General features: G+C 70.8%; 19 protein-coding genes. 4 read left to right on the top strand and 15 right to left on the bottom strand.

Features of this window, described 5'->3' with window-relative positions:
* Positions 1-10: 10 nt before the first annotated feature.
* The 9 genes from AB0J87_RS29530 to AB0J87_RS29490 form a co-directional block, all read right to left on the bottom strand.
* Positions 11-1,207, bottom strand: a complete 1,197-nt coding sequence (locus AB0J87_RS29530; RefSeq protein WP_363970291.1) for a site-2 protease family protein — start codon at positions 1,205-1,207, stop codon at positions 11-13.
* 71 nt (positions 1,208-1,278) lie between these two features.
* Positions 1,279-2,166, bottom strand: coding sequence for a LysR substrate-binding domain-containing protein (locus AB0J87_RS29525; RefSeq protein ID WP_363970289.1), 888 nt, complete (start codon positions 2,164-2,166; stop codon positions 1,279-1,281).
* Positions 2,163-2,870 (bottom strand): hypothetical protein, encoded by a 708-nt coding sequence (locus AB0J87_RS29520; RefSeq protein ID WP_363970287.1) that lies wholly within the window; start codon positions 2,868-2,870, stop codon positions 2,163-2,165. Before AB0J87_RS29520 ends, AB0J87_RS29525 begins: the two co-directional genes overlap by 4 nt.
* Positions 2,871-2,924: 54 nt before the next feature.
* Positions 2,925-4,976: a sensor histidine kinase gene (locus AB0J87_RS29515; RefSeq protein WP_363970285.1), complete on the bottom strand. Its 2,052-nt coding sequence runs from the start codon at positions 4,974-4,976 to the stop codon at positions 2,925-2,927.
* 156 nt (positions 4,977-5,132) lie between these two features.
* A complete protein-coding gene (locus AB0J87_RS29510) occupies positions 5,133-9,044 on the bottom strand; it encodes an Ig-like domain-containing protein (protein ID WP_363970283.1) in 3,912 nt (1,303 codons plus the stop codon).
* A 99-nt stretch (positions 9,045-9,143) separates the two neighbouring features.
* The gene (locus tag AB0J87_RS29505; RefSeq protein WP_363970281.1) at positions 9,144-10,979 is read right to left on the bottom strand and encodes a beta-L-arabinofuranosidase domain-containing protein; all 1,836 of its coding nucleotides are present in this window, start codon (positions 10,977-10,979) and stop codon (positions 9,144-9,146) included.
* Entirely contained in the window at positions 10,972-11,736 is a 765-nt protein-coding gene (locus AB0J87_RS29500; protein WP_350738313.1) for a carbohydrate ABC transporter permease, read from the bottom strand. The genes AB0J87_RS29505 and AB0J87_RS29500 overlap by 8 nt, the downstream gene beginning before the upstream one ends.
* A complete protein-coding gene (locus AB0J87_RS29495; protein WP_363970279.1) occupies positions 11,733-12,635 on the bottom strand; it encodes a sugar ABC transporter permease in 903 nt (300 codons plus the stop codon). The genes AB0J87_RS29500 and AB0J87_RS29495 overlap by 4 nt, the downstream gene beginning before the upstream one ends.
* Positions 12,636-12,643: 8 nt before the next feature.
* Positions 12,644-13,924, bottom strand: a complete 1,281-nt coding sequence (locus tag AB0J87_RS29490; RefSeq protein ID WP_363970277.1) for a sugar ABC transporter substrate-binding protein — start codon at positions 13,922-13,924, stop codon at positions 12,644-12,646.
* A 110-nt stretch (positions 13,925-14,034) separates the two neighbouring features.
* Between AB0J87_RS29490 and AB0J87_RS29485 the strand changes: the two genes are divergently transcribed.
* The gene (locus tag AB0J87_RS29485; protein ID WP_350738322.1) at positions 14,035-15,048 is read left to right on the top strand and encodes a LacI family DNA-binding transcriptional regulator; all 1,014 of its coding nucleotides are present in this window, start codon (positions 14,035-14,037) and stop codon (positions 15,046-15,048) included.
* 64 nt (positions 15,049-15,112) lie between these two features.
* Here AB0J87_RS29485 and AB0J87_RS29480 read toward each other — a convergent pair whose 3' ends face one another.
* A complete protein-coding gene (locus tag AB0J87_RS29480; RefSeq protein ID WP_363970275.1) occupies positions 15,113-16,051 on the bottom strand; it encodes a beta-ketoacyl-ACP synthase III in 939 nt (312 codons plus the stop codon).
* A 46-nt stretch (positions 16,052-16,097) separates the two neighbouring features.
* Here AB0J87_RS29480 and AB0J87_RS29475 point away from each other — a divergent pair, with 46 nt between their 5' ends.
* Positions 16,098-16,697: a TetR/AcrR family transcriptional regulator gene (locus AB0J87_RS29475; protein WP_363970273.1), complete on the top strand. Its 600-nt coding sequence runs from the start codon at positions 16,098-16,100 to the stop codon at positions 16,695-16,697.
* A gap of 87 nt (positions 16,698-16,784) precedes the next feature.
* Here the strand turns inward: AB0J87_RS29475 and AB0J87_RS29470 are convergent, their stop codons facing one another.
* From AB0J87_RS29470 to AB0J87_RS29450, 5 genes are all read right to left on the bottom strand, one after another.
* The gene (locus AB0J87_RS29470; protein WP_363970271.1) at positions 16,785-17,000 is read right to left on the bottom strand and encodes a hypothetical protein; all 216 of its coding nucleotides are present in this window, start codon (positions 16,998-17,000) and stop codon (positions 16,785-16,787) included.
* A gap of 37 nt (positions 17,001-17,037) precedes the next feature.
* A complete protein-coding gene (locus tag AB0J87_RS29465; RefSeq protein ID WP_363970269.1) occupies positions 17,038-17,388 on the bottom strand; it encodes a nuclear transport factor 2 family protein in 351 nt (116 codons plus the stop codon).
* A 271-nt stretch (positions 17,389-17,659) separates the two neighbouring features.
* A complete protein-coding gene (locus AB0J87_RS29460; RefSeq protein ID WP_363970267.1) occupies positions 17,660-18,673 on the bottom strand; it encodes a LacI family DNA-binding transcriptional regulator in 1,014 nt (337 codons plus the stop codon).
* A gap of 68 nt (positions 18,674-18,741) precedes the next feature.
* Positions 18,742-19,011 (bottom strand): sulfurtransferase TusA family protein, encoded by a 270-nt coding sequence (locus AB0J87_RS29455; protein ID WP_319707263.1) that lies wholly within the window; start codon positions 19,009-19,011, stop codon positions 18,742-18,744.
* A 35-nt stretch (positions 19,012-19,046) separates the two neighbouring features.
* Entirely contained in the window at positions 19,047-19,640 is a 594-nt protein-coding gene (locus AB0J87_RS29450; RefSeq protein ID WP_363970265.1) for a TetR family transcriptional regulator, read from the bottom strand.
* Positions 19,641-19,704: 64 nt separating this feature from the next.
* Here AB0J87_RS29450 and AB0J87_RS29445 point away from each other — a divergent pair, with 64 nt between their 5' ends.
* The gene (locus tag AB0J87_RS29445) at positions 19,705-20,958 is read left to right on the top strand and encodes an NAD(P)/FAD-dependent oxidoreductase (RefSeq protein ID WP_363970263.1); all 1,254 of its coding nucleotides are present in this window, start codon (positions 19,705-19,707) and stop codon (positions 20,956-20,958) included.
* A gap of 44 nt (positions 20,959-21,002) precedes the next feature.
* Positions 21,003-21,740 (top strand): hypothetical protein, encoded by a 738-nt coding sequence (locus tag AB0J87_RS29440; RefSeq protein ID WP_363970261.1) that lies wholly within the window; start codon positions 21,003-21,005, stop codon positions 21,738-21,740.
* Positions 21,741-21,920: the final 180 nt, after the last annotated feature.

Below are 21,920 nucleotides of genomic sequence, written 5' to 3'. Positions count from 1 at the left end.
TCCCTAAGGCCTACGCGGCGTCGCGGTGGTGGCCGTGGTACGGCGGGGCGAGATCGGCGCCGCGCGGCCCCGACAGCGTGGCGCGCAGGTCCGCCATCTGGATGGTCCGGCTGATGTCGGTGGGGGTCAGCAGGCCGATCAGCCGCCCGGCCGGGTCGAGCACGACCGCGCGCCCGTCGGCGCTCCCCTCCATCCTGGCCAGCAGGTCGGTCAGCGGCTCGTCGGGCCGGGCCCGCGGCACCTCCTCCGGCGGGCAGGCGATGTCGGCGAGCCGGGTCGTGCCCCGGCGCTCCGGCTCGACCCGGCGGATCCGGTTGAGCGTCACCAGGCCGGCGAAGGTCCCGTCCGGGGCGACCAGCGGGTACGTGGACAGCCGGTGCCGCATCACGACCCGGTCGATGAGGCCGGACACGGTCTCGTCCGGCGAGGCGACCACGGGGTGCCCCGACATCGCGTCCGCGACGCGGACCCCGTGCAGCGCGGTGCCGAGCCGGGTCTGCTGCTCCTCGGCGCTGGCGGCGTTCACCAGGAAGAGGCCGATCAGCGCCAGCCACAGCCCGTCGAAGCTACGCCCGGTGACCACCTGCAAGAAGCCGATCGCGATGAGCACATATCCGAACCAGCGCCCGGCCCGGGCCGCGGCGATCGCCGCCCGCGCCCGGTCGTGCCACCGCGCCCACAGGATCGCCCGCAGCACCCGCCCGCCGTCCAGCGGGGCGGCCGGGACCAGGTTGAAGATGGCGAGGAGCACGTTCACCCCGGCCAGGTAAGCGAACATGCCGCCCAGCAGCGCCGCCCCGGAGACCAGGCCAGAGATGAGCAGGGCGATCGCCCCGAACACCACGCCGGCCAGCAGGCTCGTCGCGGGCCCCACCACGGCGATCTTCAGATCCGCACCCGGCGACCGGGGCTCACCGCGCAGCTCCGCGACCCCGCCCAGCAGCCAGAGCGTGATCCGCGACACCTCGACGCCCTCGTGCCGGGCCATGATCGCGTGCGCCAGCTCGTGCGCGAGCAGCGAGGCCATGAACAGCACCGCCGCCGCCAGCCCGGCCAGCACGTACGCGGCCCGCGGGTAGCCGGGGAAGACCGCGGGGAACCGTCCGAAGCCCAGCCCGAACACCAGGATCGCGACGATCACCAGCACGCTGACGTTGAGCCCCACCCGCACGCCCCCGATGCGGCCCAGAGGGATGGATGAACGCATCTCGCCTCCCCTGCGGCTTGATTTGTTCGCTCAAGTGCAACCTGCCCGCAAAACCGCAGCCCAAGCCCTCTTCAGGAAGTGCCGAGCAGCCCCGCCAGCTCGGCGAACGCGGTGGCCGCGGGGAGCGGGTCGGCCGGGAGGGCCAGCAGGATGGTGCGCTCGGAGGCCGGTTCGAGAGGGACCGCGTGGACGCCCGGGTGGTGGGCGGGCAGCGACAGCTCGGGGACGACGGTCACGCCGAGCCCCTCGGCGACCATGGCGAGGATGCTACCGGTGTCGCGGACGCGGTAGTGGCAGCGCAGGCTCGTCCCCGCCGCCCGAGCCAGGGCCGTGATCAGCGGCTCACACCCGCCCGTCGACATGATGAACGGGTGCCTGGCCAGCTCGGCGACCGGCACGGAAGCATGTTCGGCCAGCGCGTGACCGCTGGGCAGGACGGCCAGCATCCGGTCGGTGGCCAGCGGGCGCGTGACCAGCCCCGCCACCTCGGTGGCCATGTCAGCGGGCACGGCGCCGGCCGTGAGGGTGCCGACGTCGGCGGCGCCGGTCCTGAGCCAGTCGAGCACCTCCTCGTCCGACCCCTCGATCACGGTGAGCCGCACGCGCGGGTGCGACTCACCGTAAAGCCGCAGGATCCGCGGCAGCAGGCGCGCGTTGGCGCTGGGGATGACGCCCACGCGCAGGCTGCCGGTGTCCGCCCCGCGCGCCGCGGCCACCTCCTGCTCCAGCGCTTCGAGCTGGGTGAGGATGAGCGTGGCGCGGCGGCGGACGGCCCGCCCGGCGCTGGTCAGGCTCACCCCGTGGCTCCCCCTGACGAGCAGGGAGAGGCCGAGCTCGCTCTCCAGGCCGCGCAGGGCGTGGCTGACCGCGGACTGCGTGGTGTTCAGCTCCTCGGCCGCGCGGGTCATGTTGCCGGTACGCGCGACCGCCAGCAGGATCCTGAGCTGCGTGAACGTCATAGCGCCGCGCGCAGCAACCCCACGACCAGCGGGTGCGGCCGTCCGGGCAGCGATCTCGTCTGCGGCACGAAGAGCGTGGCCAGGTAGAACGGGTGGCCGGGCAGCTCCAGCACCCGGGCCTCGCCGCTGTCGTCCCTGCCTGTCACGCGGCCCGTCACGCGCAGGCCGCCCTCGTGCAGGGCGCTCCGGTGGGCCGGGTTGAGGCCGAAATTGCAGTAGTACTGCTCCTTCACCTCGCTCTCGCCGTACAGGGCCGCGACCGTGGAGCCGGGCGTGAGCGTGACCGGCATGGTCCGGCCCGCGAGGGAGCAGGTCAGCTCGGAAATGAACAGGTTGGACGCGTACGGGTCGTACTCGGCGTGCTGCGCGTCCTCGAACCCGAGCACGTGGCGGGCGTACTCGATCACCATGTGCTGGCTGCCGCCGCACGTCCCCAGGGTGGGCACGCCGTGCTCGCGACCGTGCCGGAGCGCGGCCAGCGCGCCGCGCAGGCTGCGGTACGGGCTCCCGGGGGCGCACCACAGCACGTCGGCGGCCCGCACGCCGGACAGGTCGGATTCGAGCAGCTCGGTGGCCAGCCAGCGGACCTCGACCGTGATCCCCAGGTGATCGGCGGCGTGGCCCAGCGCGTCGTCGGTGGCCACGTGCGGGACGAACGTCTTGTCGCGGTCCCCGACGACCGCGACCTTCAGCGAGGACTTCATGCGCCCACTATGCGGGGGCCAAGGCATGAACACCAATACTGAGCTGCGCAAACGTCATGAGTGAACGCTCATGTCAGCCGGAGGCGCGGTCAGGAGCGGCAGCATGACCTCCACCCGCGTCCCGGCCCCGGGCTCGCCGCCGACCACGCAGATCCCGCCCAGCTCCGCCGCCCGCTCGCGCATCGAGCCGAGCCCCACGCCCGCGCGATGCTCCTCGGGCAGCCCCTTGCCGTCGTCGGCGATCAGCAGTCGCAGCACCGACCGCTCCCGCTGCAGGACGATCCGGCAGCTGGACGCCTGGGCGTGCCGCCGGACGTTGGTGAGCGCCTCCTGGATGATCCGGTAGACCGCCACCTCGACGGCCGCGGGCAGCTCCGACAGCTCGCCCTGCACCTCGACCTCCGCCGGCGGCGCCGACTGCCCGGCCAGGTCGCCGATCGCGCGGACCAGGCCGAGGTCGTCGAGGGCGGGCGGGCGCAGGCCGTACACGAGCTCGCGGATGTCCCCGGTGACCGCGCCCATGCCCGTGTGCAGCTCCCGTAGCAGCTCGTCGGCGGCCTCCGGGGACTTCTTGAGGCTGAGCCTGGCCATGTTGATGGTCATCGCCATGGCCGAGAGCGTCTGGCCGAGCCCGTCGTGCAGGTCGCGGCGCAGGCGGCGGCGCTCCTCCTCCCTGGTCGTCAGAATGCGCTCCCTGGAACGTTGCAGGTCCGCCGCCATCCGCACCGCGTGGGCCACGTCCGCGGCGTACGGGGTGAGCGTGGCCAGCACCCGCTCGTTGTGCGCGGCGGGGAAGCGGCGCGGGCCCGGCGGGCCGACGAGCAGGCGGCCGACCCGCTCCCCGTGCCAGACCAGCGGCACCTCGCGGGGAATCGGGCCCACCCGGCCGTTCTCCACGTAGCGGGGCTCGCCGTCGGCCACCTCCACGGCCACGCCCTCGACCGCCAGGCCGTCGCGCAGCACGCTCACCACCGAGGTCAGCGCCTTGGCCGGGTCGCCGCGCCGGACCGCCTGGGTCAGGCGCTCGGCCAGCACGCCGGGGTCGCCGACGGCGCCGTACAGGAGCCGGTCCACGGCCTGCTGCAGCGCCCGCCGCAGCGGCTGGAAGAAGGCGCCCGCGAACAGCGCGGCGGCGATCCCGGCCACCTGGCCGTACCCGGAGACGAGCAGGCCGGACAGCGCGCCCGCGCCGAAGTAGACGGCGCTGACCACGGCCACCACGCCCGCGGCCACGAACGCCCGGCTGATCACCGTGTCGATGCCGTAGAGCCGGTACCGCATCACCGAGAACGCCATCGCGACCGGGATGATCGCCGCCCAGCCGAACGCGATCCACGTGAGCGCCGGCACGAACGCGGCCACGACCAGGAACACGATGTAGCCGGCGAACGCCAGCAGCGGCCAGCCGATCTGCCGCCTGGTGACGGAGTCCGCGTGCCGCAACCGCACCGTCAGCGACAGCGCCGACAGCGCCATGGCGACGTAGATGCCCGTCCAGGCGATCGCCGAGACCGTCGGCGCGTACGGGGCCAGCGCGGGGATCTGCAGCGGGTTCGGGATGACCTGGGGGAACGGGTAAGCCTCGACGGGCCCCGGCACGCGGAACACGGCACGCAGGAAGTCGGCCGTGATGGAGGCCACGCCCAGCGCCAGGGCGAGGCGCCAGCGCGGCGAGGGCAGGCGGCCGTCGGGCGAGTACAGCGGCAGCACCATCGTGAGCGTCACGCCGCACACCGCCCAGCCGAGGTGGCCCGGCAGCCGCAGGTAGCCCGCGAGGACGAGGTCTCCGCCTGCGGCGGCGTGGAACATCATCGCCTGCGCGAAGTCGCTGACGGCGGCGGCCAGGCCGCCCGCGCACATCAGCCACGCCAGGTTGAGGCGGGGCCGGTGGAAGATGAGGAACGCGCCGACCGCGGGGAACGTCAGCGCGGCGGCCGTCTGCGGAGACACCGTCCGTTCGGGCGTCCACGCCTCGGGCAGTCCGGCCCAGATCAGCAGCGCGACCACGGTGAGCGCCGGCGACACCACCGCCATGGTCACGGAGGCGACTCTCACCCCCCGTCCCGGCTTCTCGTCATCGGCGACCTCGGCGAATCCCCCAGCCATCCCGCGCTCCGCCTCTCCGATCCCCGGCACGCCTCCCGTAGAAGAGGATTATGACCCCTTAATCGGGATGAATCCGTACGGCGTTTCCGGGACGTTATCCGCGGGGCCCTGCCCTGGCCCGCGATTGCCGCTGAGCCAGGGCAGGGAGCATCGGTGCTACCCGACGGTAACCGTGGCCTTGGCGGCGACCGTCGTGCCCGCCACCTGACCGTTCACCGTGAACGTGCCCGGCTGGGCGTACTTGTCAGGGCTGATCGCCTCCCAGGTGACCTCGACGGAGCCGTCCTTCGACCCGTCGTTGTACGTCGCCACGACGGTCCCGGGCAGCGAGGGAGCGACCCCGGCCCGGGTGGCGACGGCCTCCTCGGCGATCGAGGTGATCGTCACCGCCGCGGTCGTGCGGACGTACACGGTGGCCTGGGCGGGCTGGCGCACGCCCTCGGCCAGGCCGGCGACCGTGAAGCTGGTGCCGCCGGTCTTGACCTGGTCGGGCGTCACCTGCTGCCAGGTGACGGCGGCCGAGCTGCGGGTGCCGTCCGCGTAGAGGGTCTCCACGGTGGCGGGCAGCTTCGGCAGCGTGCCGGCCAGGGTGGGGACGTGCACGGGGCGCACGGAGTCCGGCGGGACCTCGTACGCCTTGACCTCCAGCAGGCCGACCGACGCCCCGCCGGCCTCGAGCTGGACGCGCAGCTTCGAGGTCGTCACGGTGTCGAACGCGACCGTGTTGTAGGCGTCCGCCGCCTTCGGGTAGGAGGCGGCGCCGGTGACGTCCTCGAACGAGTCGCCGTCCCAGTACTGGATCTTCCACGAGGCGGGGACGCGCACGCCGCCGCCGTCGTCGAAGAAGTACACGTCGCTCTTGTCGACCCGCACCGCCGACGGCCATTCGAGCTGCACCCACTGCGTGCCCTGCTGCGGCCAGGTGCCCCAGCGCGGGTTGGCGCCGTCGTTGGAGCGCGGCGGGTCGATGCCGTCGTTGATCGCGGTGATCTTCTCCCACGGCGAGGTATAGGAGGCCGTGGGCGTGGCCTTGGGCGCCACGTTCACCTGCGCGGCCTGGGGCGTCGCGGTCACGGTCACGGTCGTGGAGCTGCTCTTCTCGCCGTCCGTGGCCGTGAGCTTCAGCCGGTACGCGCCCGCCTCGGAGAACGAGACTACCGTGTCGGTGCCCGTCGGGTTGGTGAAGAACGCTTCGCCCGGCCCGTCGACCTTGGCCCACTGGGTCGTGAGCTTGCCCGACGGCAACGCGTCGTCCTTGACCACCGCGTCGAACCTGGCCTGGCCCGGGCGGCTGAACGTGGGATCGGGCACGACCACCACGGACGGCGCCTTGTTCGCGACCGGGCCGGCGCCGGCGCCCGTCAGGTACGCCTGCACCTCCTTCAGCCCCGTCGCGTAACCGGGCTGGTGCGTGACCAGCACCCGCAGCTTCTGCGTCGTGACGGCCGGGAACCGGACCACGTTGAGGTTGGCCCGCGGGTGGGCCGGCTTCCTGGCCTGGCCCGGCACGTCCTTCCAGGTGTCGCCGTCCTGGTACTGCACCGTGTAGAAGGCGGGCTCGCGGTAGCCGCCCGCCTTGCGGTCGTTGTAAAAGTACAGCTTGACCTGGTCGACCTTCTGGGCCGAGCCGAGGTCCGCCGCCAGCCAGTCCTGAGCGTCGCCGGAGCCCTTGCTGCCCCAGTACGGCTCGTTGATCGTGAAGCCGTCCACCGCGCCGGCCGGGTCGCCGTGGGAGGCGGTGGCGGACTTGACCAGGTTCGGGCGGGTGGAGCGCAGGTCCACGCCGGCCTTCTGGAACAGGTCCTCGACGCGGTCGCCCGTCAGCTCGACCTGGGCGGGGGCCTTCATCGAGGCGGCCTTCTCGGCGTACACGACCTGGCCGCCCTCGACCTTGCCCGTGGCCGGGTCCCAGACGGCGTGCGCCAGCCCCGACAGGGTGACCTTGCGCTTGCCGTCGATCAGGATCGAGTACCCCTCGGGCACCCCGGCGTAGTGCTTGGTGCCGTCGCCCGGCTTGTCCCAGACGATGGTCAGGTCACGGCCCCGGTAGTTGATGCCGTTGACGCTGAAGTGGTCCCAGCCGATGTCCACCGGCCAGAGCTCGACCTTGCCGTCCGAACGCGGGCGCAGGCCCATGACGTCCTCGATGACGGTCCAGTTGCTGCTGCCCAGGATCGTGTGGTGGATCCAGGAGCGGTAGCCGATGGACTTGGTGTCCTTGTTCCAGTCGGCCCAGAACTCGTTGGCGTCGGGGTAGCGGGTGTCGCCGCCGACGTACTGCGACCAGGCGTTCCAGTACAGGAGCTGCTTGTACTGGTCGGCGGTGATGTACGGCGAGGCGTACTGCCGCAGCGCCTTGGAGAACAGCGCGAAGTTCCGGGTGGAGTTGATCTGCGAGAAGTTGTTGGAGCCGGGGTTACCGGCTGCCGCGGCCTCCGCCTTGTCCTTCTGGTTCGCGGTGTACGCCGGGAAGATCGGATATTCCGCCGGGTCGGTCCACAGGCGCAGCGCCTCCCGGTACTTCGGGTCGTCCGTCGGCACGAGCCCGGTGGCGTACGGGATGTAGTTGTTGGACTCCTTCCACGGGATCAGGTTGCCCGTCTGGAGGTCGCGGTGCTTGAACAGCTTGCTCTGCTCGTCCCAGAGCAGCGTGAGGATGCCGTTCTTGACCTTGTCGGCCACCCCGCGCATCTCCGCCGCCTTGACGGCGTCGCCGGTCAGCTCGTACGCCTGCGCCGCCGCCATCGCGTTGGCGTACACGTACGCGCCTTCGAGCCGCTCGTTCGCCCGCCCGTAGTAGTGGAACGACACCGCGTCGGCGTCGTTGCCGGTCATGTACTCCCGGTCGTACTCGATGACCCCGTTCTTGTTGGAGTCATAGGCGTTGAGCTGCCCGTACACGTCCTTCTCGGCGTAGCGGGCCAGGTTGCGCAGGATCGACGGCTGGCCGCCGTGGATCTGGTAGCTCTCCAGGGCCGAGGCCGAGATGTACTGCGTGTAGCTGTTCGACCAGTTCTCGGGGTCGCCCGGATTGTCGGTGTACTTGGAGTTGCGCGAGACCTCGCCCGCCGACACCCACGGCCCGTACGAGTAGATCGGGTCCCGCAGGTACTTCAGGTCCTGCACGAACATCGGCACGGTCAGCACGATCGCGTTGTTGTAGCCCAGCGCCCCCTCGACCGACGTGGGGAACTGGAAGTCGTTCCCGGGGATGTCGGCGTCGAGGAAGTTGAAGCGCATGAGCCACCAGCGGTAGTACACGAACTTCTTGATGTTCTCGTCGGGCACGTCGATGTAGGGCAGGTTCTCGGCCCACCAGGCGTTGTAGTCCTGGAGCTGGCGCCGCAGCGCCTTCTCGGGCGAGCGGCCCTTGTAGCCGTCGTACTCGGCCCGCGACCCGGGCAGCTCGTCGGTGACGAAGCCCATCTGCACCTTGGTGCGCACGGTCTTGCCCGGCTCGACCGTCAGCGAGCCCTTGAGCGTGCCGTCGGAGACCTTCAGCCCGTCACCGCTGAGCCGGGGGAAGATCGTGGTCAGCTTGTTCTTGGCCCAGACGGTCCCGGTCAGCTCGCGGTCGCCGTCGGGCGTCCTGGTGTACGGCGAGGTCACGGTGATCGGCACGGAGCGCGCCGCGGACCCGGTGTTGGTGATCTCCAGCGTCGTCACGGCCACGTTCTCGTGGGTGATGAACTTCTTCACCCCGACCGACAGGCCGTCACCCGTGTACTGCCCGGTCCAGTGGCTGGGCATCTGCAGGCGCTTGGAGACGTCCTCGGCGAGCTGGGTGCCCAGCGAGACCTCGTACGCGCCGCGGTTGTCGATGCTCTCCCAATACGCCACGAACCCACCGAAGCCGATGACCGAGGGATCGTGCTCCTTCATGAACAGCGCCCGCCCGCGCGTCATCAACCACGGGCCCGCCGGATCGTCGCCGGGGCGGGCCAGCATGCGGTCGATCCAGTACGAGTCGCCGCCCTTCTCCTTCTTGTAGATCTCCTCCATCATCTTGCGGGGGTGGTACGCCACGGGTTCGGCGGGCACCGGGTCTGCGCCCGTGAACACCGGCATCCCCAGGTCGTCCTGGGCGGCGTACGAAGGTGACGCGGCAAGCGAAGCTGTGAGCGTTAACACAGCTAAGCACACCAACGGTTTACGCACTTGCCTCTCCTAGATCGGTAGCCAGACACGCATGGTCGCGGGGCCGCGGTTGCCCCACCGGTGGTAGGGCACGAGCCGGAGCCTGACGTCGGCGCCACCCGCCTGCCCGTCGGAGGCGGGCGCGTACGGCCAGCCGTTGCCGGCGCCGGCGCCCAGCGACGCCTCCACCTCCAGCTCCACCACGCCGTCCGCCTCGTGGTGCTCCACGGGCGGCTGGACCCGCGCGGTCAGGTCGCCCAGCGCCGGCTCGTCGGCCACCGACTCGGCGCAGTAGACCAGCGGCCCCCGCTCCACCGCCGCGCTCCCCCGCAGCGCGTCGATCCGCCGATCGGGCAACGTCCACCTGGGCGCCATCGGCAGCTCCAGCCGGATCTCGTCACCGGCCCGCCACGGCCCCTCGACGTAGGCGTAACCGGGATCCACCGGGCGCACCGCCGGGCTCTCCGCCAGCGGCGCCTCCGGCGAGGAGGCCGGGACGTGGGCGAGCGTGGCGTCCGTGGCCCAGGCGGGGACGCGCAGCCCGATCCGGCCCTCGCCGCCCTCCAGCACCCGCACGCATACCGAGCCGGTCCACGGATAGCCGGTCTCCACGCGTACCGCCAGGCCGTCGTGCCGGATCTCCGACGGCGTGTGGTGGTGGATCTGGATCCCGTCCGCAGTGGTCGTGGCCACGTACGCGGCCAGCGAGGCCATCGTGCGGGCGATGTTGTTCGGGCAGCAGGACACGTCGAACCAGGGCGAGCGCAGCCCGCCCTCCGCGGCGTGGTTGACCCCCTCCAGCGGCACCGCCGGCACCCGCACCTGCAGCGGGTTGGCGTAGAAGAACGACTTGCCGTCCAGCGCCACCCCCGTGGCGAGCATGTTGTACAGGGTGCGCTCGGCGAGGTCGGCGTAGCGGACGTCGCCCGTGGCCAGCAGCAGCCGGTGCGCCAGCATGACGGAGGCGATGCTCGCGCAGGTCTCGTTGTAGGCCCGGTCCGGCGGCAGCTCGTAGTCCTCGCCGTACGACTCGTCGGCATGCCTCGAGCCCATGCCGCCGGTCAGGTGGGTACGCCGGGCCACCGTGCGCTCCCACTGGGACTCGATCGCCTTCAGCAGCTCCTGGTCGCCGGTCTCGACCGCCACGTCCACCACGCCGGAGGCGAGGTAGAGCGCGCGCACCGCGTGCCCGCGGAACACCTGGGCCTGCCTGACCGGGATGTCGTCCTGGTAGTAGATGCGCCCGAAGGGGATGTCGGCGAGCGCGGGCAGGCCGCGGCGCTCGACGAAGCGGCGGGCCATCTCCAGGTAGCGCTCGGTGCCGGTCACGCGGTAGAGCTCGACGAGGGCCATCTCGATCACCGGGTGACCGCAGGTCTGGGTGCCCTCCATGAAGCGGCGGCACACGTGGTCGGCGGCCTTGATCACGACCTGGGTGAGCCGGTCCTCGCCGTGCATGCGCAGGCGGGCGACCCCGGCCTGGATCAGGTGCCCGTAGCAGTAGAGCTCGTGGCCCCACTCGAAGTCGGTGTAGCGGCTGCCGGACCAGCGGGTGTTGATGTAGCCGTCGCCCTCCTGGGCCTGGGCCACGGTCTCGGCCAGCTCGGGCAGCGCCGGGTGGTCGGCCCAGGCCATGGCCTCCAGCAGCTTGTAGATCTCGGAGTCGCTGAACTCCCGCCCCCGGCGGGGCCGCTCGCCCCGGAAGTTGCCGATCCAGCCTTCTCGCTCTTCCCATTCCTGGCAGTGGGCGATCGTGACCTCGCGGTTGAGCGCGGCCCGGTCGCCCCAGAAGCCGGGGAGCAGCCGTACCGCGTCGAGGCCGAGGGGGGACAGGGCGCCCGATGAGGGCAGGACAGGGTTAGCCACGCAGAGCTCCTGACATGAATCCGCGCACGTAGTGGCGCTGCAGCACGATGAAGAGGATGAGACAGGGGAAGGCCATGACCATGACGCCGGCCTGGAGCATGCCGTAGTCGATGGCGCCGAACGTCTGCTGCGTCATGCTGACCACGGCCACCGGCAGGGTGAACGACGCGCCGTCGTTGAGCAGGATGAGCGGCGCGAAGAAGTCGTTCCACGACGCCAGGAAGGCGAACAGGCCCACCGTGATCAGCGCCGGCCGCACGGCGTGCAGCAGGATCCTGGCGAACGCCCTGAACGTGCCGCAGCCGTCCACCAGCGCGGCCTCCTCCAGCTCGCGCGGCAGCGCCTCGAACGCGTTGCGCATCATGAACAGCGCGAACGGCAGCTGGAACATGACGAACACCAGAGAGAGCCCGACCAGGGAGTTCTGCAGGCCGAGGTAGCCGAGCAGCACGTAGAGCGGGATCAGGATCGTCGCGTACGGCACCATGAGGATCGCCAGCGTGGCCAGGAACAGCAGGTTCTTGCCGGGGAAGTCGAAGCGGGCGAAGCCGTAGCCGCCGAGCGCGGAGACGACCAGCGTGCCCGCCACCGTCATCACCGAGACGAGCACGCTGTTGGTCGCGTACGTGCCGAGCCCCTCGCCGAAGCGGGCCATCTCCAGGTAGTTGCCCGGCTCCTCGAACGAGGCGTAGCCGCTCCACACCAGGGGGAACAGGAACAGCACCGCCAGGGCGGACAGCGTGAGGTAACGGCTCATCGCAGCCTCCGCATCATCAGCGTGTTGAGCCCGACGAGGGCGACCAGCAGGACGACCGAGAGCGCCGCCGCGCCGCCGAGGTCGAAGCGGAAGAACGCGTCGCGGTAGACGACCATGACCATCGAGACCGTGCTGTTGTCGGGGCCGCCGTTGGTGAAGACGAAGAACTGGTCGAAGGCCAGCAGCGAGCCGGTGACGCTGAGGATCAGCATCAGGGCCAGCGTCGGGCGCAGCAGCGGGAGCGTGATCTTGGTGAAGATCTGCCAGCGGTTCGCGCCGTCGCTCCTCGCGGCCTCGTACACCTCGGTCGGGATGGCCTGCAGGCCGGTCAGCAGGATGAGCATGTTGAACCCGGCGAAGCGCCACAGCACCAGCGTGATCGTGGAGAACAGCGCCATGTTCGGCGTGCCGATCCACTTGACCGGCTCGCTGGTGATGTGCAGCGCCTGGAGCAGGGGGTCGATGGGGCCGAAGTCGTTGTTCAGCATCCCGTAGAAGAGCAGACCGGCGGCGGCGAAGCCCACGGCGCCGGGCAGGAAGAACGCGGTCCTGAAGAAGCCGATGCCCGGCTTGCGGTCCTGCACCAGCATGGCGAGTCCGAGCGCCACGGCCGACAGCAGGACGGTCGTGATGGCCGTGTACTTGAGCGTGAAGAGGATCGCGTCGATGAAGAGCGGGTTGTCGCCGATCTTGAGGTAGTTGGCGGGGGCGTTGAACGTGGCCTGACCGAGCAGGGGCCAGCGGTTCAGTGACATCCAGACGACCAGCACGAGGGGCGCGATGAAGAGCACGCCCACGATGACGGCCGTCGGAGCCGTGTACAGCCAGCCCTGTACCTTCCTGCTCCGCCACCGGGCGGAAGGCGCGGAGTGCGCCGCCCGCCGCCCGGTTCGGTTCATCGTCAGAGTCATTGTTGAAGTGACTTCGTGATCTCGGCGTTGAGCTGCGGGAGCTTCGAGGCGTCACCGAACACGGCCTCGCGCGCGTAGCGCAGCCACGGACCCTGCGGGTCGTTGAAGGTCTGGCCGAAGCGCAGCGCGTACGGCGTCTGGCCCTTGGCCACCAGCGAGTTGATCAGCACCACGCGCGGGTCCTCAGCGGAGTACTTGTTGCTGGCCAGGTCGGTACGCGCGAGCACGTCCTTGTTCTTGGCCATGACCTCGACCTGGGCGTCGTCGGAGACCGTCCAGGACAGGAAGTCCCAGGCCGCGTCCGGGTTCTTGGACGTGGCGGAGATGCCGACGGAGTCGCCGCCCACGAACGTGGACTCGCCGCCGTCGGGGCCGGCGATCGGGGTGACGCCGATCTTCATGTCCTTGGGCATGAGACCGAGCGTGGTGGAGGGCATCGGCATGACGCCGATCTCGCCCTTGGGGAAGAAACCGGTCCAGGTCGGGCCCTGCTCCTCCTTGGCGGTCGGCCCGGTGACCTTCTTGTCGTACAGGTCGCGCCAGATCTTGAACACGTCGGTCATCGCGGCCTGGTCGTTGAGCGACTGGGTGCCCTCGGCGTTCATGACCTGGCCGCCGGCGGCCCAGACGGAGGGCCAGAATGTGAAGACGTAGCAGCCGCCGCAGTTGCCGCCGAAGAAGGTGCCGTGGACCTTGCCGTCCTTGCCGAGCTTCTCCTGGATCGTGGTCGCCTGCTGGGCGAACTCCTTCAGCGACTTCGGCCCCTGCTCCGGGTCGAGCCCGGCCTTCTGGTAGAGGTCCTTGTTCCAGAACCAGACCGACAGGTCGAGCGTGTGCGGGAGCGTGTACATCTTCCCGTCGAGCGTTCCGAGCTTCATGTGAGAGGGGGCCAGGCCGTCCTTGAACGGCAGCTTCGCGACCCTGTCCGTGATGTCCATGAACAGACCCTGAGAGGTGTAGTTCGGGACGAAGATGACGTCGGCCGCGAACACGTCGGGGAGCTGCTTGGCACCGGCCGCCGCGGCGATGCGCGGCTGGTAGTTGTCGGTCGGGATGACGGTGAGCTTGACCTGAATGTTCTTGTGACTGCTGTTGTAGGCCTTGACCAGCCGCTCGCTCTGCGTCTGGGTGGCCGCACGGGTCCACATGGTGATCGTCACGGGACTCTCCGCCGACGGCGTGCTGCCCCCACCACCACCACCGCCGCCGCTGCCGCAGGCCGCCGCTGTGAGCGCTAACACACCGAGGAGGGAGATCCCGGCCAGCCTTCGTCTCATGTTGTGCTCCTGGACTTAAAGGTTTTCGGAAACGTAGAAGAAACAAGAGTCCATGTCAATGGGTGCTAGGGTTCTATGCAGTTCACAGGTGACGAAAAGGGTTTCGAAACATGGCGAGTAAGCGGGCGACCATCTCCGATGTGGCCTCGCTGGCGGGGGTCTCGATCGCCACGGCGTCCAAAGCACTCAACGGGCGCCAGGACGTGCGGGCCGCGACGCGCGAGCGGGTGCTCGCCGCCGCGGCGGAGCTCTCCTTCCAGCCGAACGCCCTGGCCAGGGGGCTGATCTCAGGACAGACGCGCACGGTCGGCCTGCTGACCTCCGACAGCGTCGGCCGGTTCGGCATTCCGGTGCTCCTCGGGGCGGAGGACGCGTTCGGGGCCGGCGAGATGGCCGTGCTGCTCTGCGACGCGCGCGGCGACGCGATCAGGGAGCAGCACCACGTACGGGCGCTGCTGTCGCGCCGGGTGGACGGGCTGATCGTGGTGGGCGAGAGCACGAGCCCGCGGCCGTCGGTGAGCAAGGACCTGCCGGTGCCGGTCGTGTACGCCTACGGCCCCTCGGACGACCCGTCGGACGTGTCCTTCGTGCCGGACGACGTCGGCGCGGCCGCCATGGCCGTCAACCACCTGCTGGCGATGGGCCGGCGCAGGATCGCGCACATCACGGGGCCCACGCACTACAAGGCGTCACGCGACCGCGAGGAGGGCCTGCGCCAGGCGCTCGCGCAGGCGGGGCTGCCGCAGGCGGGGCAGACGCTGTCGGGCCCGTGGTCGCAGCGGTGGGGGCGGCACGCGGCCGAGATGCTGCTGATGGCCGAGCCGGAGGTCGACGCGGTGTTCTGCGGCAGCGACCAGATCGCGGCCGGCTTCGTGGAGACGGCCAGGGAACGCGGGCGGCGGGTGCCGGAGGACATCGCGGTGGTCGGCTACGACAACTGGGAGGTGCTGTCCACGGAGACCCGGCCCGCCCTGACCACCGTGGACATGAACCTGGAGCAGCTGGGGCGCACCGCGGCCCAGCACCTGTTCGCCGCCATCGACGGGAAGGCGACGCCCGGGGTGCACAAGATGCCCTGCCAGCTCGTGATCCGCGACTCCACCTCCCCGCCGGGCGTCTCCTGAGGCGGGCCCGTCAGGGGGAGCTTCCGAGGCGGGCCCGTCAGGGACAGCTTCTGAGGCGGGCCCGTCAGGGGCAGCGGACGATCATGCCCGCGTACGACAGGTTCCCTCCGAACCCGAACAGCAGCATCGGCGCGCCGCTCCGGACCTCACCCCGCTCCAGCAGCTTGGACAGCGCCAGCGGCACGCTCGCGGCCGAGGTGTTGCCCGACTCGACCACGTCGCGCGCCACGATCGCGTTGACCGCGCCGAGCTTGGCCGCGACGGGCTCGATGATGCGCAGGTTCGCCTGGTGGAAGACCACCGCCGCCAGGTCCTCCGGCCGTACGCCGCCGCGCTCGCACGCCTTCCTGGCGATGTCGGGGAGCTGGGTGGTGGCCCAGCGGTAGACGGTCTGGCCGTCCTGGGAGAAACGGGTCGGGGTCCCCTCGATGCGTACGGCGGTGCCCAGCTCCGGCGCGGAGCCCCACACCACGGGGCCGATCTCGGCCTCCGGGGCCGCGCTGATCACGGCCGCTCCCGCGCCGTCGCCGGTCAGCACGCACGTGGTCCGGTCGGTCCAGTCGGTGACGGCCGTCATCTTGTCCGCCCCCACGACCAGGGCGTTCGTGGCCGCGCCGGCGCGGATGGCGTGGTCGGCCACGGCCAGGGCGTGGGTGAAGCCGGAGCACGACACGCCGACGTCCATCAGCCCCGCGCTGGGCACGCCGAGCCGGGCGGCGACGCGGGAGGCGATGTTCGGGGCGCGCTCGGTCTGGGTGCAGGTGGCGATCAGCAGGAGGTCGATGTCGGCTGCGTCCAGGCCGCTCGCCGTCAGGGCCTTCGCGGCGGCATGCTGGGCCAGGTCGGTCACGGTCTCGTCGGGTTCGGCCACGTGCCGCGTACGGATGCCGACGCGCTTGGTTATCCACTCGTCGTTGGTGTCCACCATGGCCGCCAGCTCATCATTTGTCAGGATTTTTGCTGGTTGATAGTGGCCTGTGGCGACAAGTCGTGATCCCGTCATGAGGCCGGACTATAGCAAGCGAACGTTCGGACGCTAAACTGCCGGCATGAGTCCCCGCAGATCCGTCGCCGAGGCCCTTGGCACGCGTGCGGCCATCCTGGAGCGCTCGGTCGCCATCGCCTCCGCGGAGGGGCTCGAAGGGCTGACCATCGGCCGCCTCGCCGGCGAGCTGGGCATGAGCAAGTCAGGAGTGCTCGGGCACTTCGGCTCCAAGGAGGCGCTGCAGCTCGCCGTCCTCGACCGGGCCGGGGAGATCTTCCGCGCCGAGGTCTGGGAGCCCGCCCGGCCCGCCGCACCCGGGCTGACCCGCCTGCGGGTGCTGTGCGAGGCGTGGATCTCGTACCTGGAGCGCGGGGTCTTCCCCGGCGGGTGCTTCTTCGTGGCCGCGGCCCACGAGTTCGACGGCCGGCCGGGGCCGGTGCGGGACGCGGTGGAGGCCAGGTTCGACGCCTGGCGCGGGCGGCTGCGCAAGGAGGCCGGGCGCGCGGTGGACGCGGGCGAGCTGCCCGCGGGGACGGATCCGGATCAGCTCGCGTTCGAGCTGCTCGGCGCGGTCATGGCCCTGAACCACGCCCTCCAGCTCCACCACGACCCGGCGGCCCCCTCCCGAGCCCGCCACGCCATCCGGACCCGCCTCACCACCTGACCTCTGGCGCGCTCGGCTCCCACCGGTCCCAGGGCATGCGAAAGCTCGGGCGCGGCGGATGCGGCGCCCGAGCCCGGGTTCCAGGCGTCAGCCGTCGGTCGACAGTTGTTCGAAGAGGGCCAGGGCCGCCTCCCGGACCTCTTCCGGGGAGACCCCGTCCAGCGTCTTCCTGGCATCGGTGATGTCGCGAGTGGTGGCGAGCGTGATGGCCACGGACGACGCTGCGGCGTGGTCGATCGATCCCGTCGGGGCGGCGTCTGCCAGTTCCTGGGCGCTCGCGGCGAGGTCGAGGTTGTCTCTCAACGGATCTCCTCGGATGAAGACGGCTCGGCCCATTGCATCATTTGGCATCATGCCGCATCCACCATTCGGTGAATTCACGACACCGGCCATCGGGCACAAACCTGATCACCCATAGATTACTGTACGTTTTGTCGGGATATGTCGTGACCCCCTGGATAACACTGACGTCGTCGGCCACGTTCACCGGATGCCACCCGAACTCGGTCTCACCAGGCTTGTCCTGCCGCCCGAGCCACTGCGAGACGATCTCGTCCCGCCCCTGCCACGGAGAGCTGTACGGCTCGGTGTAGTAGACGGCGTCCTCGGTGAACAACGCGGCAATGTCGTCGGGATCGTTGGAGTTCCAGGCACGTACGTACCCCTCGATCCATGGGCCCGGCTCGACCATTGTTACCCCCTCAGCGGGTCATATCGCCCGCCTACCCACCTGACCAGCCGTTAAGCCCCGATCATGGTCACTACGCGTGGTCACGGTCTCATCTCGTTCAGGTATAGGGGTACTCAGGCGCTCTTCCGCTTACTCCGTCAGGATTGGAGCCGGGGGGAGTTCATGGCGGCTCCGGGCTGTGCCGCGGAGGAGGGGACGGCACGTGCCGCGGGTCGGGACACGGCGGTCTGCCAGCCGCCCGCCCCGCCCGCGGCACGCGCCGAGGCCGCCGCTACACGGAGTGAGCGGGACCGGTGCTGCCGCGCGGCGTGAGCACGGCAGCCTGGTCCTCGTACGGGGGCACGGTCTCGCCCGCGATCAGCGCGAGCAGCCGCTGGGCGGCGTGCGCCCCGTACGCGGGGATGTCGCGGGTGAGCGCGGTCAGCGGCGGCCGGACGACCTGGGACAGCGGCGAGTCGTCCCAGGCCACGATGGACAGGTCGCGCGGCACCTCGACCCGCATCTCCTGGGCCACGGACATGCCCGCCACGGCCATGATGTCGTTGTCGTAGATGATCGCCGTGGGCCGGTTGGGCGAGCTGAGCAGCCGCCGGGTGGCCCTGGCGCCCTCCTCGCCGGTGTAGTCGGTGTGCACGGTCACGTGCTCGGCCACGCCCTCGCACGCCTGCTCGAACGCCTGGTCGCGGACGGTCGTATGGACCAGCTCCGGCAGCCCCGCCACCCGCGCGACCCGGCGGTGGCCCAGCGCCACCAGGTAGCCGACGGTCTCGCGCACGGCCTCGCCGTCGTCCGACCAGACCGCCGACAGCGAGCCCGACTCGGTGGGATGTCCGATGACGACGACCGGCATCCCCAACCGCTCCAGCTCGACCACTCTGGAGTCCGAATAGTGCAGGTCGACCAGGAACACACCGTCGATGCGGCTCTCGCCCCACCAGCGCCGGTAGACCTCGCTCTCCCGCTCATGGCTCGTGACGACCTGGAGCAGCAGCGCGTACGAGCGGTCTGCGAGCACGCCCTCGATGCCGCTGATCAGCTCCATGAAGAACGGCTCCACGCCCAGGATGCGGGCGGGACGGCAGAGCGCGAGGCCCACGCAGTTGGCCCTGGCGCCGTTGAGCGCTCGCGCCGCGCTGTTGGGCCGCCAGCCGATCTCCTCGGCGATGGCGACGATCCTGGCCCGCGTCGCGTCCGATACGCCCGGTTGCCCGTTGAGCGCGTAGGAGACCGCCACTTTGGACACTCCCGCCCGGCCGGCGATGTCGGCGATCGTGGGTCGCTTCACGGACTCCCTCTCTGAACCGGATAACCCTCATACTCTAGGCCACCCCATTCGGTAAGGGAATTAACCGCTTAAGCCACGTGCCAGGGCTTGGCGTCCTCGGTCTCCTTGGCGGCCCCGGCCACGCGCAGCGCGTACGTCGGCGGCTCCGCCCCCGGCACCGGCCCCAGGTACGTGTGCCCGGTCAGATGACACCAGGCAGGCAGGTCGACGGGCGCGGCGGGATCCGTGGCGATGAGATGGATCACCGCTCCGGGACCGGCCTGGCGCACGTGACCGCGCAGTTCGATGAGCAGTTGCACGCAGAGCTTGCCGCTGCCGTCCACCACGAGATCAGGCATGAGTACAAGGAAACCACCGCCCGGACCCCGGACCGTCACGAACCCCGCAGGTGGCCCACGAGCTTCTCGACCTCCCGCGCATAGTGCTCGGCGAACTCCGGCGACGCCGGATCCCGCCCCCACACCGCCTGGACGAGCTGCGGGAACGCGATGCCGGCCGCCGCCATCGAGAACAGCGCCACCAGCACCGCCGCCGGGTCGAGGTCCGCGGGGATCTCCCCGTCCCGCTGGCGCTCGCGCAGGAGCTCCAGATCCCGGCGTACGTCCTCGACGAAGGAAGGATCGGGCGGCCCGTCGTCGGTGAGGCTCCGCCAGAGCATCAGCCGGCCGTAGTCGCGGCGGGCGGCGTTGGCCCGCACGTATTCGGCGGCGAGCGAGCCGAGCGAGGCCGACCGGTCGGCGAACCCGCTCTCCTCGGCCTGCCAGCGCGCGGTCAGGGCCTCGTAGAGGCCCTCCTTGCCACCGAAATAGTACGAGATCAGCTGCTTGTTCACCCCGGCCCTGGTGGCGATCTCGCTGACACGCGCCCCCGCGAACCCCTTCGCCGCGAACTCCTCCAGCGCCGCCTGCAGGATGCGGGCCTTCGTGCGCTCGGGGTCGCGCTGCTTCTCTTCGGGCGCTCGTCTCATGGCCCGCACTCTATCATCCATCCGGATGGTTGACAGAATCATCCAGATGGATGATAGTCGAGCCATGACACGGAACATCGCGATCATCGGTGGCGGCATCGGCGGGCTCTGCCTGGCCCAGGGACTGCGCAAGGCAGGGCTCGACGTGACCGTCTACGAGCGGGACAGGACCCCGGCCGACCGGCTGCAGGGCTACCGCGTGCACATCGACCCGAACGGCGCCCGCGCCCTGCACGACTGCCTGCCCGCGCATCTGTGGCAGGCGTTCCTCGACACGACCGGGCGGCACGGCGGGCAGGACTTCGGCTTCGTCACCGAGCGGTTGAGTCGGCTCGCGCTGATCGAGGCGCCCACGGCGGCAGACCCGGCCGACGACCACCACTCGGCCAGCCGCATCACGCTCAGGCAGGTGCTGCTGTCGGGGCTCGACGACGTCGTACGGTTCGGGAAGACGTACGAGAGGTACGAGCGGCTCCCCGACGGGCGGGTCGAGCTGTTCTTCGCGGACGGCACGAGCGCGACAGCGGACATAGTGGTCGCCGCCGACGGCGGGAACTCGCGGGTGCGTAAGCAGTACCTGCCGCACGCCGAGCGGGTGGACACGGGGATCACGACGGTGGCGGGCAAGTTCCCGATCACCGCCGAGACCAGGAAGCTCGTGGCGGCGCGGCTGCTCGACGGTCCGAACAGCATCATCCCGCCCAGCGGCATGGGGTTCTTCACCGCGCCGCACGACCTGGGCGACGGGGTGGCGTACGGCGAGTTCGGGGTGACGGAGCAGGAGGGCGCGCTGATGGACAACTCCAGCAGCTACATCCTGTGGGCGTTCGGCGCGCCCGGCGCCGCCTTCCCCACCAACATTTCCGAAATGTCGGGCGAGCAGCTCCAGGCCACCGTGGCCCGGAAGATCGAATCCTGGCACCCCGACCTGCGCACGGTGGTCAGCCGGTCCGACCCCGACACGATCACGCTGCTGCCGATCCGTACCTCGATCCCCATCGACCCCTGGCCCGCCACGAACATCACCCTGCTCGGCGACGCCATCCACAGCATGACGCCGATGCGCGGCATCGGCGCGAACACCGCGCTGCGCGACGCGCGCCTGCTCTGCGCCGCCCTCACCAGCGGGGGCGATCCTGTTGAGGCCATCGCGGGGTACGAGGCCCGGATGCGCGAGTACGGCTTCGCCGCCGTCCGCGACTCGATGCGCGCGGCCGAGCAGTTCGTCGGCGGCAGCAGGGTGAGCCGGACGGGGTTCAAGGTCTTCCTCCGGGTGGTCCAGCGCTTCCCTGCGCTGAAGGCCAAGGTGTTCTCCTGACCCGGCCTGTTGCGCGGGAGGGGCCGGGCGAAGAGTGTGGAGGCATGCCAGGCGTCGACACGATGGACGGCCTCCTGCTGGCGGTCGCGGAGTTCGATCCGGACGCGTACGAGCTGCCCGTCGAGGCGGCGGCGCTCGACCGGGCCAGACGGTCGCTCGACGCGTGCGGGCTGCTGCTCCTCGGCGAGGTGCACGGGGTCAGGGAGAACCCGCTCGTCATCCTCGGGCTCATGCGGCTGCTCGGCCTGACCGGCCTGGCCCTGGAATGGCCCGAGGAGCTGAAGCCGCAGCTCGACCGCTACCTCACCGACGGGACCGGGCTGGACCACCCGCTCTGGTGGCTCGGCAGCGGCGCCATCACCGCCGGCCACCTCGCGGTGCTGCGAGCCGTGCCGGGGCTGCGGGTCACCTTGTTCGACGGGTGGACGAACACGGGCGACTGGTCGCAGCGCGACGCCTTGATGGCGCAGCGGGTGCTGGCGGCCCACGCCGAACCCGCGCTGGTCGTGGCCGGCAACCTCCACACCCTGACCTCCCCGACCGACCTGGGCCTGCCGATGGGGGCGTGCCTGGCCAGCGCGCGGCCGTCGCTGGAGAGCGTACGGATCGACTACGGGACGGGCAGCTTCTACAACTTCGAGCCCCGGCACATCCGCAAGCACCCGGCCAAGGCGGGGCTGGGGGTCGGGGAGGACGGGCTGGTGGTGGGACTCCCCGAGTTCACCGAAGCCACCGTCCCCCACCTCCCCGCCGACCTCCTCGACTCCCACCTCACCCCCTGATCGCCCGTCCCACCCCGAAGCCCAAACCCCCAAGCGCGGGGCGCGGGGCGCGGGGCGCGGGGCGCGGGCGCGATAGCCGGGCCACCCAACCCCCTTCCCAAGGGCCCCGGCCGAAGTGCGGATGGGGATGGGGCTGCGGTGGGAGGGTGTGGGGTGCGTACGCTGGGGTCCGGGCGGGGA

The organism is Nonomuraea sp. NPDC049625 (assembly GCF_040675285.1).
Lineage (GTDB): Bacteria > Actinomycetota > Actinomycetes > Streptosporangiales > Streptosporangiaceae > Nonomuraea > Nonomuraea angiospora_A.
Note: the sequence above shows the minus strand (reverse complement) of the source record. Positions and strands in the feature narration are given on the sequence as shown.

What these genes read in the sequence shown, in the direction of transcription:
- AB0J87_RS29450 (WP_363970265.1), bottom strand. Translation starts at nt 19,640, where the DNA reads ATGAGACGAGCGCCCGAAGAGAAGCAGCGCGACCCCGAGCGCACGAAG.
- AB0J87_RS29445 (WP_363970263.1), top strand. Translation starts at nt 19,705, where the DNA reads ATGACACGGAACATCGCGATCATCGGTGGCGGCATCGGCGGGCTCTGC.
- AB0J87_RS29475 (WP_363970273.1), top strand. Translation starts at nt 16,098, where the DNA reads ATGAGTCCCCGCAGATCCGTCGCCGAGGCCCTTGGCACGCGTGCGGCC.
- AB0J87_RS29530 (WP_363970291.1), bottom strand. Translation starts at nt 1,207, where the DNA reads ATGCGTTCATCCATCCCTCTGGGCCGCATCGGGGGCGTGCGGGTGGGG.
- AB0J87_RS29465 (WP_363970269.1), bottom strand. Translation starts at nt 17,388, where the DNA reads ATGGTCGAGCCGGGCCCATGGATCGAGGGGTACGTACGTGCCTGGAAC.
- AB0J87_RS29500 (WP_350738313.1), bottom strand. Translation starts at nt 11,736, where the DNA reads ATGAGCCGTTACCTCACGCTGTCCGCCCTGGCGGTGCTGTTCCTGTTC.
- AB0J87_RS29495 (WP_363970279.1), bottom strand. Translation starts at nt 12,635, where the DNA reads ATGAACCGAACCGGGCGGCGGGCGGCGCACTCCGCGCCTTCCGCCCGG.
- AB0J87_RS29440 (WP_363970261.1), top strand. Translation starts at nt 21,003, where the DNA reads ATGCCAGGCGTCGACACGATGGACGGCCTCCTGCTGGCGGTCGCGGAG.
- AB0J87_RS29510 (WP_363970283.1), bottom strand. Translation starts at nt 9,044, where the DNA reads ATGCCGGTGTTCACGGGCGCAGACCCGGTGCCCGCCGAACCCGTGGCG.
- AB0J87_RS29525 (WP_363970289.1), bottom strand. Translation starts at nt 2,166, where the DNA reads ATGACGTTCACGCAGCTCAGGATCCTGCTGGCGGTCGCGCGTACCGGC.
- AB0J87_RS29455 (WP_319707263.1), bottom strand. Translation starts at nt 19,011, where the DNA reads ATGCCTGATCTCGTGGTGGACGGCAGCGGCAAGCTCTGCGTGCAACTG.
- AB0J87_RS29520 (WP_363970287.1), bottom strand. Translation starts at nt 2,870, where the DNA reads ATGAAGTCCTCGCTGAAGGTCGCGGTCGTCGGGGACCGCGACAAGACG.
- AB0J87_RS29515 (WP_363970285.1), bottom strand. Translation starts at nt 4,976, where the DNA reads ATGGCTGGGGGATTCGCCGAGGTCGCCGATGACGAGAAGCCGGGACGG.
- AB0J87_RS29480 (WP_363970275.1), bottom strand. Translation starts at nt 16,051, where the DNA reads ATGACGGGATCACGACTTGTCGCCACAGGCCACTATCAACCAGCAAAA.
- AB0J87_RS29490 (WP_363970277.1), bottom strand. Translation starts at nt 13,924, where the DNA reads ATGAGACGAAGGCTGGCCGGGATCTCCCTCCTCGGTGTGTTAGCGCTC.
- AB0J87_RS29485 (WP_350738322.1), top strand. Translation starts at nt 14,035, where the DNA reads ATGGCGAGTAAGCGGGCGACCATCTCCGATGTGGCCTCGCTGGCGGGG.